This is a genomic window from Chitinophaga sp. 10T418 (genome assembly GCF_056394125.1).
Window position 1 is genome coordinate 387489 of record NZ_JBFTHG010000001.1, and the last position, 14937, is coordinate 402425.

At 44.6% G+C, this 14937-nt stretch carries 13 protein-coding genes; 8 read left to right on the forward strand and 5 right to left on the reverse strand.

The window, feature by feature from the left end:
- Position 1 precedes the first annotated feature (1 nt).
- Together AC1DCV_RS01605 and AC1DCV_RS01610 are read left to right on the forward strand one after the other, a co-directional pair.
- Positions 2-982, forward strand: a complete 981-nt coding sequence (locus AC1DCV_RS01605; protein WP_477021539.1) for an AAA family ATPase — start codon at positions 2-4, stop codon at positions 980-982.
- 87 nt (positions 983-1069) lie between these two features.
- Positions 1070-2422: a DUF58 domain-containing protein gene (locus AC1DCV_RS01610; protein ID WP_477021540.1), complete on the forward strand. Its 1353-nt coding sequence runs from the start codon at positions 1070-1072 to the stop codon at positions 2420-2422.
- On the opposite strand, the gene AC1DCV_RS01615 is transcribed toward AC1DCV_RS01610, so the two are convergent.
- The 5 genes from AC1DCV_RS01615 to gatC all read right to left on the reverse strand — a co-directional run bounded on the left by AC1DCV_RS01615 (position 2423) and on the right by gatC (position 5463).
- Entirely contained in the window at positions 2423-3112 is a 690-nt protein-coding gene (locus AC1DCV_RS01615) for a hypothetical protein (protein WP_477021541.1), read from the reverse strand.
- Positions 3113-3160: 48 nt separating this feature from the next.
- Positions 3161-3751 (reverse strand): riboflavin synthase, encoded by a 591-nt coding sequence (locus AC1DCV_RS01620; RefSeq protein WP_477021542.1) that lies wholly within the window; start codon positions 3749-3751, stop codon positions 3161-3163.
- A gap of 21 nt (positions 3752-3772) precedes the next feature.
- On the reverse strand, positions 3773-4333 hold the full coding sequence (locus AC1DCV_RS01625) for a cob(I)yrinic acid a,c-diamide adenosyltransferase (RefSeq protein ID WP_477021543.1): 561 nt from the start codon (positions 4331-4333) through the stop codon (positions 3773-3775).
- 129 nt (positions 4334-4462) lie between these two features.
- Positions 4463-5167: an ABC transporter ATP-binding protein gene (locus AC1DCV_RS01630; RefSeq protein ID WP_477021544.1), complete on the reverse strand. Its 705-nt coding sequence runs from the start codon at positions 5165-5167 to the stop codon at positions 4463-4465.
- 5 nt (positions 5168-5172) lie between these two features.
- Complete coding sequence (gene gatC / locus AC1DCV_RS01635; RefSeq protein WP_133808721.1) at positions 5173-5463, reverse strand: Asp-tRNA(Asn)/Glu-tRNA(Gln) amidotransferase subunit GatC; 291 nt, start codon at positions 5461-5463, stop codon at positions 5173-5175.
- A 202-nt stretch (positions 5464-5665) separates the two neighbouring features.
- On the opposite strand from gatC, the gene trpS reads away from it, so the two are divergent.
- The 6 genes from trpS to AC1DCV_RS01665 all read left to right on the forward strand — a co-directional run bounded on the left by trpS (position 5666) and on the right by AC1DCV_RS01665 (position 14907).
- The gene (gene trpS / locus AC1DCV_RS01640; protein WP_477021545.1) at positions 5666-6676 is read left to right on the forward strand and encodes a tryptophan--tRNA ligase; all 1011 of its coding nucleotides are present in this window, start codon (positions 5666-5668) and stop codon (positions 6674-6676) included.
- A 46-nt stretch (positions 6677-6722) separates the two neighbouring features.
- Positions 6723-7358 (forward strand): deoxynucleoside kinase, encoded by a 636-nt coding sequence (locus AC1DCV_RS01645; RefSeq protein WP_133808723.1) that lies wholly within the window; start codon positions 6723-6725, stop codon positions 7356-7358.
- A 313-nt stretch (positions 7359-7671) separates the two neighbouring features.
- Positions 7672-8466: a hypothetical protein gene (locus tag AC1DCV_RS01650; protein ID WP_477021546.1), complete on the forward strand. Its 795-nt coding sequence runs from the start codon at positions 7672-7674 to the stop codon at positions 8464-8466.
- Positions 8433-10505, forward strand: a complete 2073-nt coding sequence (locus AC1DCV_RS01655) for a ComEA family DNA-binding protein (protein WP_477021547.1) — start codon at positions 8433-8435, stop codon at positions 10503-10505. The genes AC1DCV_RS01650 and AC1DCV_RS01655 overlap by 34 nt, the downstream gene beginning before the upstream one ends.
- A gap of 714 nt (positions 10506-11219) precedes the next feature.
- The gene (locus AC1DCV_RS01660) at positions 11220-11414 is read left to right on the forward strand and encodes a hypothetical protein (protein ID WP_477021548.1); all 195 of its coding nucleotides are present in this window, start codon (positions 11220-11222) and stop codon (positions 11412-11414) included.
- Positions 11415-11586: 172 nt separating this feature from the next.
- Complete coding sequence (locus AC1DCV_RS01665) at positions 11587-14907, forward strand: SusC/RagA family TonB-linked outer membrane protein (RefSeq protein WP_477021549.1); 3321 nt, start codon at positions 11587-11589, stop codon at positions 14905-14907.
- Positions 14908-14937: the final 30 nt, after the last annotated feature.

Consider the following 14937-nt stretch of genomic DNA (forward strand, 5'->3'; position numbering starts at 1 on the left):
AATGGACACCAATACATTTCAACCCAGGACTGATTTTTCTGCTTTGCATGAAGGTGTGGAAGCGATCAGGGAGCAAATAGCAAAAGTAATTGTAGGGCAGCATCAGATGGTGGATTTGCTGATTGCAGGTTTACTTACACAGGGACATGTGCTGATCGAAGGCGTTCCTGGTGTAGCTAAAACACTGACGGCTAAGCTACTGGCACAGTGCGTGGATGCGGATTTCAGCCGTATACAGTTTACACCGGACCTGATGCCGGCCGATGTGTTGGGTACTTCCGTATTTAATCCTCAAACAAGGGAATTTGAATATAAGAAAGGGCCTATTTTCAGCAACCTGGTATTGATTGATGAAATAAACCGCGCCCCTGCCAAAACACAGTCTGCCTTGTTTGAAGTAATGGAAGAAAGGCAGATTACCAACGATGGAACTACCTGGTCGCTGGATCGCCCGTTTATGGTGATTGCCACGCAGAATCCGATTGAACAGGAAGGGACTTACCGGCTGCCGGAAGCTCAGCTGGATCGCTTTCTGTTTAAGATAGAAGTGAAGTATCCTGATTTGCAGGAAGAGGTAGCGGTGCTGCGCAGTATTCACCATTTCAGCGGGGAAACAGATCTGACAAAGATGATCAGCAAAGTAGTGACTACTACACAGATCATTGAATACCAGAACCAGGTAAGACAGGTAGTGGTAGATGATAAGCTGTTCCATTACATCGCGGCTATTATCAATGAAACACGTATGAACTCATCGCTCTATCTGGGCGCGTCACCACGTGCATCCATTGCCGTTATGAATTGTGCAAAAGCTACTGCTGCTATGAAGAACAGGGATTTTGTGATTCCTGATGATGTGGTGGAAATGATACCGCATGTGTTACGTCATCGTATTATTCTTACGCCTGAAAAGGAAATGGAAGGTATTAAAACAGATGATGTTATTGCGCAGATTATTAAGATGGTGGAAGTACCGAGATAGCAGTTAGCCATTGGCAGTTAGCTATTAGCTGTTTAGCTAAAACTAACGATTAATGGCTGGAAGCTAATGATTAAATGCTAAGAGAATATGTCAGCAACTGTAAAGAATAATTTATACCAGATACTTTTTTTTACTAACCGGCTTTATTTGCTGTTAGGCATAAATGTGCTGTTGTTTATCACTGCATTTTTTATTCCGCGTCTCTACAATATTGCGATCATCGCTTTTATTGTACTGGTAGGAATCCTGTTGCTGGATATGGTATTACTGTTGCTGCGCCCTTCGGGCATCATATCGCTGGAACGTAAAACCAGCAATCGTTTCAGTAATGGAGATGAAAACGAAGTGTTGCTTGATTTTCATAACAGGTATCCTTTTCCTGTTTTTGTAAATGTAATTGAAGAATTACCTTTTCAGTTCCAGGAACGTGATTTCTCATTGCGTGCAAAAGTTGGTGGTGGTGCAGCGCATGTGTTCAGATATGTACTGCGTCCACTGGAAAGAGGTGTTTATCAATTCGGCTATAGTAATGTATTTATTAAGAGTGCATTAGGTATTATCAGTCGCCGGTTTGTATTTAATAATGAACAGGAAGTAAGTGTTTATCCGAGCTTTCATCAGTTGCGTCATTTCGAATTGTATTCCTATATGAACCGGCTGAATGAGTTAGGTGTGCATAAACGCCGCATCATTGGGCATAGCATGGAGTTTGATCATATTAAGCCTTATACCAAGGGCGATGATGTGCGGATGTTAAACTGGAAGGCATCTGCCCGTACGGGCAACCTGATGGTGAATAATTATGTGGAGGAAAGATCACAACAGGTATATTCTATCATAGACAAGGGGCGTACCATGAAGATGCCTTTTAATGGATTGTCGTTGTTAGATTACGCCATCAACGCTTCGCTGGTATTCAGTAATGTGGCCATCAATAAAGGTGATAAAGCAGGGCTGGTAACATTCACTGAAAATAAAACAGAAGTACTTCCTGCCAGCAACAAAAAAATACAGGTGAATAAGATCCTGGAAATGTTATATGCGCAGGAAACACATTGGCAGGAAAGTGATTATGAAGCATTGAGTGTACAGTTACGCAGTAGTGTATCTACCCGTTCTCTGCTGATGGTATACACCAACTTTGAGTCCATGTCGAGTTTGCAGCGGCAGCTACCTTTTCTGCGCCGGCTGGCCCGTTATCACCTGGTGCTGGTGGTATTTTTCGAGAATACAGAATTAAAGAAAATCACGGAGCAACCTGCTTATGATATAGAGGGTATTTACAAACAAACTATTGCGCAAAAGTTTGCGTATGATAAGAAACTGATTGTAAAGGAGCTGGCGAAATATGGTATCATGTCGCTGTTAAGTCCTCCGGAACAATTGACGCTGAATGTGGTAAATAAATACCTGGAGTTGAAATCGCGAATGCTGATATAGTTATTGTCTTCTTTTCCTTTTGTTCCCTTCGGGAGAATTTTTTATCAATAGGGAATCATTGTCAGGCGCCTGTTTTACGGGGATAACAGACCGCAGGTACATGCGGTCATTTGGTTTATACCATGCTTCTACGGTGACTGTTTTCGAGGAATCATTTTTATCCAGCAATAAGTCCTGCCCTATAATTTTCCCGGTAGAGGCAGCAAATCTGATGGTGGTGGTATCTAATGGAAATACTTTCCCGCTGTTGAATTTTCCTTCTACATTCAGGTAAAAACGGATATCCCGTTTAATGCTGTCGGCATAATGATTAAAACGGATACCTGTAATATATGGCAGGGTGATCGTTGTTTTTAAGGGGTCGCCAGTGCCGCTATTAACGGTAAGGGTAATACGATAATGATCATTTATAAGCTGCGCTCTGTCGAAGTAAAGTACTCCATTCCGGATGGTTCCATTGCTGCTGCTGATATTTAATTTGTTCCACCGGTAATTGCCTTTGCCGTAGCCGGTGGTGAGCTGGGTGGAGCTGTCGCTGTAGAACAGCTGTATGCCAATAGGAGCGCTGTTATAGAGCTCCGTTACCGCAGTCGCATCGTAACTGCCCTTTATCCTTACCACGCTGGGTTGTTGGGCATTTGCCAACAGGGTGATAAAAAGCAGGGAGCAGCAGAGAAGGTATCTTAGCATTCAGCTGTCAGCTTTTAGTAAAATGATGGTGAGGAAAGCTAACGATGGTTAGTTTCTTACCGCTAATTGTCTGGCTACATATTTACCAAGAATATCAAATTCCAGGTTGATCAGCACGCCGGGTTTTATTTTAGATACGTTGGTATGTTCGTAGGTGTATGGAATGATGGCTACTGAAAACTCATCATTGGTTACATCAAATACAGTAAGACTGATCCCATTGAGGCAAATGCTTCCTTTTTCCACGATGAGGGCGGCAAATTCACGAGGATAGCGAAAACGGTATAGCCAGCTTCCATCCTGTTCCTGGCAGGAAATACATTCGCCTACGCTGTCTACGTGCCCCTGTACCAGGTGGCCATCTATGCGGCCGTTGAATACCATGGCTCTTTCCAGGTTCACGAACTGAGTGGGGGTAAGCTGACCGAGATTCGTTTTTTGCAGGGTTTCTGCTACGGCAACGGTTTCGTAAGTATCTCCCTGGATATTGGTAACAGTAAGACATACGCCATTATGTGCCACACTCTGGTCTATTTTTAATTCGCCTGCGAGTGGCGTTTGTATCGTTATTACCAGGTTACCACCGTCCTTCCTGGTAGATACTACTTCTGCTAGTGTTTCTATGATTCCTGTAAACATGAAGCGAATTTAAGAAAATTTCTATACCCGGGGTTTCCATGGAATTTCATCCACGCCCAGCTTGTGTCCTACCCAGCGTGCGAGTACAAAAAGGTAATCGCTCAGACGGTTAATATATTTGAGTACCAGTGGTTCGATGAACATATCGTGTTCCTGCATACCTACGCAAAGTCTTTCTGTACGCCGGCAGACGCAGCGGGCAACGTGACAGGTAGATACCGCTACATGGCCTCCCGGCAAAATGAATGATTTCATGACAGGGAGTTCTTCATTCATCTGATCGATGCTTTTCTCCAGCAGTTCGATGTCTGCCTCATGGAGGTCCGGTATTTTTAATTTGGTTTCTTTATCAGGATCGCAGGCCAGTGCCGCACCGATGGTGAAAAGACGGTCCTGTACTTCCCGGAGCAATAGTTTGGTATCCGGATCTGCGATATAATCATTGACGAGACCAATGTAGGAATTAAGTTCATCAACGGTGCCGTAGGCCTCAATGCGCACATCGCTCTTGGGTACTTTAGTGCCGCCGATGAGGGATGTTTTTCCCTTGTCGCCTGTTTTAGTGTATATCTTGAATGACATGGATAGTATTTAGTGCAAATTACGAATTAGGAATTACGAATTACGGAGTTGTGAGTAGATCTTTAGCGAAGATGATCCGCTATTATCTACCTACAACTCCGTAATTCGTAATTTATAATTCGTAATTCTTTAATGTACTGCGACTTTCTGATTCACCCGGTCGGATTCAATGACGCCATCGCGTAAGCGGATCACGCGTCTGGCATGATCGGCAATATCTTCTTCATGGGTTACCAGTACCACCGTATTACCGGAGGCATGTATGGCGCCAAAGATCTCCATGATTTCCACGGATGTTTTGGAGTCCAGGTTACCGGTAGGTTCATCTGCCAGGATCAGTGATGGATTATTTACCAGGGCGCGGGCAATGGCCACACGTTGGCACTGTCCACCGGAAAGTTCGTTGGGCTTATGTTTGTAGCGGTCGCCCAATCCTACTTTTTCCAGCATGGTGATGGCTCTTTCTGTTCTTTCTTTTTTGTTGATACCGGCGTAGATCAGTGGGATGGCCACATTTTCCAGGGCGGTTAGCCTTGGCATCAGGTTAAACTGCTGAAAAACGAAGCCTATTTCCTTACCACGTACGGTGGCGAGGTCGTTGTCTTCCATTTTGCTCACATCGTGTCCGCTGAGGATATATCTACCGGCGGTAGGTGTATCCAGGCATCCCAGGATATTCATCAGGGTAGATTTACCGGATCCGGAGGGCCCCATCAGTGCTACATATTCATTTTTAAAAATGTCTAGTGTTACACCTTTGAGTACCGGGAGTTCATTTTTTCCGAGAAAATAGCTTTTCCTGATATCTTCCAGGTGGATGACGGACTTTTGCATGTGGGTTATTTCTTTATAATTTTCGGCACTTTAAAGTATTCCTCGGTAGCTGATGGTGCGTTCTGCAGGGCTTCTTCACGTGTAATACCTGGAATAACCCTGTCTTCACGGAAAACATTATAATCATCTGTAAGATGAAGTAATGGTTTCACATTAGTCGTGTCCAGTTCGTTGAGCTTCTCCACGAAGGTGATCATCCGTTGCAGTTCTCCGCGTATCTCCACCTTTTCCTGGTCGTTAAATTCCAGTCTGGCCAGATCCGCCAGTTGTTGCACCAGTGCGTCGTTCACTTCCATAATCAAATTAAATCAAAAGATAATGAAATATAAATGGTAAATATGATAGTGTCCCAAAATTAGGGATAAACGGCCAGAAAAAGCGGAAAGCTTAAAGCAGAAAGCTATGGTGGCCGATAAACAGGGCGGATGGGCATCTGCTTAAATAGCTTTTTGCTTTCTGCTTTAAGCTTTCCGCTTTTTGATTAAATTGCGCCCTGTTATGGCTACTGAAAAAGAAATTGTGGTAAGCGGCATACGCCCCACCGGTTATTTGCATTTAGGCAATTATTTTGGCGCAATCCGTAATTATATCCGGATGCAGGAAGATTTTAACTGCTACTTTTTTGTGGCAGACTGGCATTCGCTGACTACTCACCCGGATCCTAAGGATCTGCCGGGCAATGTAATGCGGGTACTGGCCGAGAATATTGCATCCGGACTGGATCCTGAAAAGGTATCCCTGTACGTGCAGAGCGATATTCCTGAAATTTCAGAACTGTACCTGCTGATGAATATGCTGGCCTACGTGGGTGAGCTGGAAAAGGTGCCTACTTTCAAAGATAAGGTGCGGTTGCAGCCACAGAACGTGAATGCAGGGCTGCTGACTTACCCTGTGCTCATGAGTGTGGATATATTAATTCAGCGTGCAGTAAAAGTGCCAGTGGGTAAAGATCAGGGACAACACCTGGAGATGGCCCGCAACTTTGCGCAGCGCTTTAATCACCGGTATGGAGATCTGTTCCCGGAACCGGAAGCATTCAACTATGGTGATACCCTGGTGCGTATCCCAAGCCTGGATGGAGAAGGCAAGATGAGTAAGAGTGAAAATGAAATGGCTACATTGTACCTGGCAGATGAAGATGAAAAGATCATCAAGAAGATCATGAAGGCCAAAACTGACAGTGGTTCAGGTGTACCAGGTGCGCCAATTCCCGAATCAGTACAAAACCTGCTGGATCTGATGAAACTGGTGACCACTACGCCGGATGCCGTATCTTTTTACGAAGAAGCATGGAGTACCAATGGTAATATCCGTTTTGGCGATATGAAGAAACAGTTGGGAGAGGATATGGTGAAATTTATTTCCCCTATCCGTGAAAGAGCGAAAGAATTACAGCGGGATACGGATTATCTGAAGAAGATTATGAAAGCCGGTGCAGAGAAGGCAAGAGCGAATGCGGCACAAACTTTGCAACAGGCGAAAAAACTTATTGGTATAAATTATTATTGAAAAAGTCGCGAACTGTAGCTATTTTCAATATTACACCTATCATCGCATGGCAAAACAGAATAAGATTAAGCATATCGCTATCGCCGGGAATATCGGTGCCGGTAAAACTACACTCACAGAAATGCTGTGCAGACATTACAAGTGGCACCCGCAGTATGAGGATGTAGAGCACAATCCATATTTGAATGATTTTTATGAAGACATGCCCCGCTGGTCTTTTAACCTGCAGGTATATTTTCTGAACGGCAGATTAAAACAACTGCTGGAAGTGCAGAACGGAAAAGAAACGGTGATCCAGGATCGCACCATCTACGAAGATGCGCACATTTTCGCGCCTAACCTGTATGAGATGGGCCTGATGACCAAACGCGATTTCGATAATTATTTCAACTTTTTTGAAACGCTGAAGAGCATGGTGAAACCACCAGACCTGCTGATCTATCTGCAGGCATCTGTACCTACCCTGGTAGCACAGATTCAGAAGAGGGGAAGAGAATATGAAGAGAATATCCGTTTGGACTATCTGAAACGCCTGAACGAATATTATAACAACTGGATCGAGAAATATAAAGAAGGTCCATTGCTGATTATAGATATCGATAAAAATAAATTCCCGGAAAGCGATGAAGATCTGGGGGAAATTATCTCTAAGATTGATTCACAGTTGTACGGATTATTTTAATCAGCGCTGAGTTTGTCCTGGTTCAGGATGATACTGATGTTGGTGATTTTATTTTTTTGATTTCGGAAGATATAAAAGCTTAGCGGCGGCAGGTAAGAAAAGTTCTTATCGGTTGCCGCTAAGCTTTTTTATACCGTCAGGTAAAATCATCAACATCAGTATCATCCTGAACCAAGACAAAAGTTCGTGTGTTTATATTTCATTAACAGTTACCCATAAAACGGTTCCTACATTTGTTGCTGATGATAGCATTTTGTTGACCCAAACTACCGTTGCTATCAGGCGGATTTTTATTGTTAAACCCAACTCCCGGATGAAACAGTTTATGTTGACCCTTGTATCCACGTGGTGGATATCGTTGTTGTCGGCGCAACCCTTGCTGATGCCTATAGGAAAAAATACCAGCATTGGCAGCTACAGCCGTCATTTTCAGAATGTAATTGCTGCGTGGACTAATCCTGCCGGTTTATCCTGTTTGCCGGAATTTAGTGGCGGTATTTATTCAGAAAACAGATTCCTGTTGAAAGCAGCTTCTTTGTATGCGGCGATGATCGCTATTCCGGTACCTGCAGGTGCATTTGGTGGTAGTATTGCCCGCTTAGGCAACAGTGCCTGGCATCAGCAACAGCTTAGTGGTGCATATGGCCGTAGCCTGGGTCCTAAGGTAGGGATAGGGGTACAGTTTAATTACGAAACGACTGCTGCACAGGGAGCGGGTACGGCCAGTTCGTTTAGCTTTGATGGAGGCATACTGTGGCATTGCAGTGAAAAGCTGCATGCAGGGTTGCAAATACGTAAGTCGGCCAATGACCCGGTAATGTATAGTGGGGGGGCCGGTTTTGAGGCATCCCCTGATTTTTTATTAACGGCCGGCGTGGTTAGTATGGGCGCAGTTACCAGTGTGAAAGCGGCCGCGCATTACCGGATCGTGCGTGCGTTTGCATTGGAAATTGGTATGGCGTCAAGTCCGGCCTATAACAATGCAGCCGTCATATTTTATCTGCGTTCACTACGCATAGATATTGCAGCCGGATTTCATCCGCAGTTAGGTATCACTCCTTCAACCTCTCTGATATGGCAACCCTCCACACCACCTGCTACAGAATAATTTGTTGTGGGTTACTGCTATGCCTGTGCAGAGAAACGAGCGCCCGTCAACAGGAAGAAACGATGCCGGTAGTGATGGAAAATAACCTGGAAAAAGAAGCCGCAGGGACGGAAAGTGTATCGGAAGATGATGCGCAATGGCAGCAGCTGAATGCACTGGGCAGGCATAAAATTCAGCTAAATACGGCGGATGAAGCGACACTGCAGTCTATTGGATTGTTAACACCTTTGCAGATCAGTAACTTTTTGCAATACCGCTTATTGTTGGGCGACTTGTTGAGTATCTATGAACTGCAGGCAGTGCCTGGCTTTGAGCCGGAAGTGATCCGGCGTATCCTGCCTTATGTAATGGTAGGTAACGATCTGTCGCCGCATTATACATTACGTGATTACCTGCATAAGGGCGATCATACGTTCCTGTTACGTTATGCGCGGCCACTGGAAAAAGCGAAAGGATACCTGCATACCGATAGCACACTGCCTGCCTACAGGGGAAGTCCGGATAAATTGTTTATGCGTTATCGTTATAGCTTTCCACGTTATGTTAGCTGGGGTGTAGTCATGGAGAAAGATGCCGGTGAGGCACTTTTTAAAGGAGGGCAACAACAGGGATTTGATTTTTACAGCGCTCATCTTTTTATCAGGAACTTCCGGAAAATAAAAGCATTGGCATTGGGTGATTATACCGTTAATCTCGGGCAAGGGCTACTGAACTGGCAATCGCAGGCCTATGGAAAAGGTGCGTCAGTAATGCAGGTAAAGCGGGAAGGAGAAGTGCTGCGGCCGTATACTTCTCCCGGGGAATTTTATTTTTTCAGAGGAGCTGCTATCACGCTGCAGCAGCAACATTGGGAAGTAACTGCTTTTGCATCCTGGCGTAAGCAGGATGGGAGCACAGATACGTTAATGGATGAGGTGATCGCTGCAAGTGTGATCAGCAGCGGGTATCATCGTACTGTTGGAGAAATCGCCAAACGAGGTCTTGTGCAACTATGTAGTGCCGGAGGCAATATCCGATATACCACTCCCCGCTGGCAGCTGGGAGGAAATGTGATCAGTCATCGTTTTTCTCCGGCTTTGCAAAAGGCCATTGCACCATACAATCAATTTGATTTTAATGGTCGTCAGCTGTCGGCAGGCAGCGTGGACTATGCAGCGAGCTGGAAGAATGTTCACCTGTTTGGTGAGGTGGCAGCAAGTAATAATGGCAAACTGGCGATTATACAGGGCCTGCTCACCAGTGTAGCGCCATCTGCGGATATTTCACTGGTGTACCGTTACTATGATAAAGCTTACCAATCGCTGTTTGCCAAAGGGTTTGGCGATGGTTATCGCACCGCTAATGAAAATGGTATGTACATGGCGGTAACGGTTAAAATTAATGCCCGTTATAAACTGGATGCCTATGCGGATTTTTTTCGCTTCCCCTGGCTGAAGTACCGTATTAATGCCCCTTCAGAGGGTAACGATTTTTTTGTGCAGGGGAGTTATACGCCCAATAAGAAAATGACACTGCTGCTCCGGTATAACTACCGGCAGTCCAGTGAGAATACATTGCTGCCGGATAATCCACTCAAAGTACCGGAGTTGATAACGGCTACGCACCTACGCTTTCAATGGAACTGGCAAAAGAACAAACAGCTGAGTGCCAAAGCAAGACTTGAATACAGCAGCTCTCAATCGGCTGCGGGAGCACAGCAGGGGTGGATGATTTACCTGGAAGCAGGATATCATTTTAAGCGTATGCCCTTTACCGTTAGTGGAAGATTATCCCGTTTTCAAACCAGTAGTTACGATTCCCGAATTTATGCTGCCGAAAGCAGCGTGTTGTATGAAAACGCTGTATCTCAGCTCTATGGCCTGGGATGGCAGTATTACCTGAACGTGAAATGGAAAGTAAATCGACGACTTTCTGGTTGGGGGCGTTTTCATCAGACTATTTATCCCGGGACGGATCAAATAGGCAGTGGTAATGATATCATCAAGGGCGATAAGAAAACCATGCTTCAATTTCAACTGCAGTATTTAATCAACAGGTAAGATTTTTTTTGAGACTTATGTAATCAATTATATTGATTATCAATTTATTATACGCTTATCTTTGCTTGATGTTAAAATAATGTTAAGTAGATGTAGTACAGCATCCTTTTTTTTTCTATCTTGTGTATGTCAACCGAAATCTAAATCATACTTGCTTAATAAGTGAATACTTTCTTCAGGAAGATCAGCTTGTGATAGCCAGGAAACACGCACTAGTTTCTATTATGGTTGACTACAATGAGCAACAAAATCAGCAACTGCTACCTTAGCCCGGAATTAACCAGACACAATTAGTGTATTTCATTAGCCATGGTCCTGTAATAATATCTGGTTACCAACACCCTGATATAAATAATCAGTTGTCACCCTTGATGGTGCGTTGTTTTGATGCCAAGACGAAATCGGTATTTAATTTATACAACCAAAATCTGAACTGATTATGAAAAAAGGAACTTCCCCTTTTACATAGCTGCGATGCCGTAGTCATTCACGGCACTATATTCCGTATTCCCGCCCGTTGCGCGAATAGGATGGTTTATCGCAATAATGGATCGTACAAGCTTGTACGGTACGGAAGATTTATGTCTACACTTTCGCCGGGTGCATGAGAAAACGTCAAATGATATTTGACGTAATGGCATGCTATTGCCCAATAGTGAAGCAGTTATACGACACAATTTTTTATTTCTTTTTCAACCAAAATTTGAATCTTCTATGAAAAAGGTTTTATTCCTTTTTGCCATGCCTATGGCAATTGTAAGTCTGGCCTACTCGCAACAGCGGGAGGTTACAGGCACTAGTGATGGTACCCCGATTCGGTTTGCCGCTATCGGGGTAAAAGGTATCCATACAGGTACCACGGTGCTGCCCAGCCGGGCATATCAATTGAGTGTATCCGATACTTTTTAAAAGAAATATGGATTCATGATATTCAACCAGATCGAACCATACTGAAGGACATAGCGCACATCAGGTATTCAATCAAAATCGAATAACTGTTAACGTTGGCTGGTAATAGCGCTCCGCTTCCCATGTCCGCTCTGGACAATCCAAATTAAACCTAAAACAAAACAATTCGTTTATGAGAAAACCATTCTTATTAACAACGATGTTGCTGCTATTATGCATAGCATCTGTCATCGGGCAAGCAAAACTTATCACAGGAAAAGTCACCGAAACCAACGGGGACGGTGTGCCCGGTGCTACCATCCAATTTAAAGGACACTCAAAGGGTACCGTTTCGGACCTGAATGGTGCCTTTAAACTGGAAGTTCCGAATGGCCAGGTGCTGGTTATTTCTGCCATGGGCTACGAAACGAGAGAGGTTACTGTGAGTGGCAGTACACTGAATGTCAGCCTGGTGAAAACGGAGAAAACCATCAATGAGGTGGTGGTAACTGCATTGGGCATCAGGAGAGAGAAGAAAGCGCTGGGATATGCAGTACAGGAAGTAAAAGGGGCCGAACTTACGCAAACGAATGAAAACAATATTTTAAATTCATTGTCAGGCAGGGCAGCCGGGGTACAGATCACTAACAACGGTGGTGCCGTAGGGTCCAGTACCAGCATCGTGTTACGCGGTTACAACTCTTTCGGTAACAACCAACCGCTGATCGTAGTGGATGGTATTCCGATCAATAACCCGAACACAACGTTAGTGCCGGGTACCATAAGAAACACTTCTACAGATCAACCCACCGCAGTAGATTATGGCAATGGTATCCAGGATATTGATCCGGAAAACGTAGCCTCTATTTCCATCCTGAAAGGCGCCAATGCTGCAGCTTTGTATGGCTACAGGGCAGGAAACGGTGTGATCCTGATTACTACCAAGTCCGGAAAATCTGCCTTCAAAGGTATCGGGTTATCCTACACTGGCGGGATTTCATTCGAAAAACAATACATCCTGCCAGGGTACCAGAATAAATACGGACAGGGATCTACCAGCAGTGAATACTGGTACAACCAGTACAAAAGTCAAACACCGACTAACCCGCTGTCTTACCAGGACTGGGCATTACAGAACGGATTTGCTTATGTAGATGGAGCAGGAGGGGGAGTAAATGATGGCGCAGATGAAAGCTGGGGACCAAGGCTCGATATAGGACTGAAATTGCCTCAGTACAACAGTCCACTGGATGCCAGTGGTAACAGAACCCCTACTGACTGGGTCTCACATCCTGACAACGTGAAAGATTTTTTCACGACTGGATTTACGCTCAATAACAGTGTGGCAATGACTTCGAATACCAACAGGGGCAGCACGAGGCTTTCACTTGGCCACCAGCGTCAGATGGGTAGTATTCCCAATACGGACCAGACAAGGTATGTTGCCATGCTGAATACTTCACAGAACCTGACCGACAAGTTGAAAGTTGAAGCAATGGCCAACTACATACAAACGCTCAACGAAAATATTGTAGGACAGGGATATAACGAATTCAACCCATTACAGTCAATAGGTAGCTGGTTCGGACGCCAGGTAGACATGAAAGACCTTAAAGATAATTGGTCGAAGTTTATTCCTAATCCCCAATATCCCGCCGGAGGCGTTCCATACAACTGGAATTTGAACTACCACGATAATCCTTATCTGAGTATGTATAAGAATCAGAACGGACGTACTAAAAACCGTGTGATTGGTTATGCGAGTATTTCATATGATTTCCACAAATGGTTTAACCTGATGGGACGCATTGGTACCGATTGGTATTCTGAAAACAGGAAACAGACAACAAGCTCTCTCACCACCGCTAATTTTACAACCGGTCAGGGTGGACAGTTTACGGATTGGAGTATTTACCAGAATGAGTTTAATGCGGACCTGATAGCAACTGGTGGAGGAAAACTGGGTCATGATTTCTCCCTGTCCTATACCGCTGGTGGAAACTACCGTGATACGAAATATAAGAGTACTTCAGTTATCGCAAACGATCTGACTGTACCGGATTTTTTTACGATTGGTAACGCAAAAGGGGGAACGATTAATGCCATGCGTATTTCACAGCTCCGCTCCAATAGCGTATTTGCACAGGCTTCATTGGGATTCCGCAACTGGTTGTACCTGGATCTTACTGGTAGAAATGACTGGAACTCCAGCTTGCCCGCCAGCAACAGAGCTTATTTCTATCCTTCAGCCAGTTTGAGCTGGATTTTCAGCGATGCATTAAACCTGAATAAGTCGACTGTCTTTACCTTTGGTAAACTCCGCTTAAGCTATGCAGAAGTAGGTAATGGAACAGATCCTTACCAGCTTATCAGGAGTTTTGCACCGGAATCTGGTACATTCCATGGTGTGAGTCTTTATCACGAAGCCTATAGCCTGGCTCCCAAGAACCTGAAACCGGAAAGAGCAAAAAGTACTGAAATTGGTGCTGAGCTGCGCTTCCTGGATAACAGGCTGAATCTGGACGCCACATATTATAACAAGATAACAAAAGACCAGATCATGCCGGTAGGTATCTCCGCGGCCGCCGGAGCGGATTTCAACTTCATCAATGCGGGTGAGATCCAGAACAAAGGTGTGGAGCTGCAATTGAACCTGGGTATCCTGCGTAAGGAGAATGGATTCAATTGGGATATCACTGTTAACTGGGCGAAGAATTCCAGTAAGGTGAATAAACTGTACACCGATCCTACTACTGGCCAGGCACTGAACTGGTTCCAACTGTCCACTGCCTGGGCTGTTACAGTGGGAGCGGTTCCTGGCGAATCTTATGGCGTGATCAGGGGGGCCGACTATGTAACCGATCCTAAATCAGGTGCGGTTGTAGTGAATGCTCAGGGATTGCCAACGTTCGCTAAGGATCAGGTGATTGGTAACATCACACCCGATTGGTTTGGTGGAATCAATAACGCATTTACTTATCGCAATTTCAAACTCAACTTCCTGGTCGATATGAGAAAGGGTGGCGATATATTCAGCGTAACGCAGATGTTCGGTGCTAATACTGGTTCGATGGATTTTACAGCTGATGGTACCCTCCGTGAAACAGGAGTAATATTCGGTAAAGACCTGTTGGCCGACAGAAAAGTAGTAGACGCAAACGGTAATCCCAATACGAAGGTGGTGGCTGCCGACAGGGCCTTTAAATACATTTCTTACGACGGAGCTTCCTCCGGAACGAGGTTCGATATCATAGATGGTACTTTTATAAAACTCCGTACTATCCAATTGGGCTATACACTTCCTGCCAATCTGATAAGCAGGTGGGGATGGTTGAAAAGTGCGGGCGTATCTGTATTTGCGCAGAACGTAGCACTCTTGTATGTTGATAAAAGCAACAAAGCACATATTGATCCGGAAACCGGATTGGGAACGGACCTTACGTCAATCGGCGTGGAAGAATACCAGATTCCTTCAAACAGGAGCATAGGTCTGAAATTAAATCTGAATTTCTAACATAGTAGTGAAGCGGATTGATGATTTAAC

Excerpts from the sequence above, each read along its gene's own strand:
- AC1DCV_RS01605 (WP_477021539.1), top strand. The coding sequence starts at position 2 with ATGGACACCAATACATTTCAACCCAGGACTGATTTTTCTGCTTTGCAT.
- AC1DCV_RS01610 (WP_477021540.1), top strand. The coding sequence starts at position 1,070 with ATGTCAGCAACTGTAAAGAATAATTTATACCAGATACTTTTTTTTACT.
- AC1DCV_RS01615 (WP_477021541.1), bottom strand. The coding sequence starts at position 3,112 with ATGCTAAGATACCTTCTCTGCTGCTCCCTGCTTTTTATCACCCTGTTG.
- AC1DCV_RS01620 (WP_477021542.1), bottom strand. The coding sequence starts at position 3,751 with ATGTTTACAGGAATCATAGAAACACTAGCAGAAGTAGTATCTACCAGG.
- AC1DCV_RS01625 (WP_477021543.1), bottom strand. The coding sequence starts at position 4,333 with ATGTCATTCAAGATATACACTAAAACAGGCGACAAGGGAAAAACATCC.
- AC1DCV_RS01630 (WP_477021544.1), bottom strand. The coding sequence starts at position 5,167 with ATGCAAAAGTCCGTCATCCACCTGGAAGATATCAGGAAAAGCTATTTT.
- gatC (WP_133808721.1), bottom strand. The coding sequence starts at position 5,463 with ATGGAAGTGAACGACGCACTGGTGCAACAACTGGCGGATCTGGCCAGA.
- trpS (WP_477021545.1), top strand. The coding sequence starts at position 5,666 with ATGGCTACTGAAAAAGAAATTGTGGTAAGCGGCATACGCCCCACCGGT.
- AC1DCV_RS01645 (WP_133808723.1), top strand. The coding sequence starts at position 6,723 with ATGGCAAAACAGAATAAGATTAAGCATATCGCTATCGCCGGGAATATC.
- AC1DCV_RS01650 (WP_477021546.1), top strand. The coding sequence starts at position 7,672 with ATGAAACAGTTTATGTTGACCCTTGTATCCACGTGGTGGATATCGTTG.
- AC1DCV_RS01655 (WP_477021547.1), top strand. The coding sequence starts at position 8,433 with ATGGCAACCCTCCACACCACCTGCTACAGAATAATTTGTTGTGGGTTA.
- AC1DCV_RS01660 (WP_477021548.1), top strand. The coding sequence starts at position 11,220 with ATGAAAAAGGTTTTATTCCTTTTTGCCATGCCTATGGCAATTGTAAGT.
- AC1DCV_RS01665 (WP_477021549.1), top strand. The coding sequence starts at position 11,587 with ATGAGAAAACCATTCTTATTAACAACGATGTTGCTGCTATTATGCATA.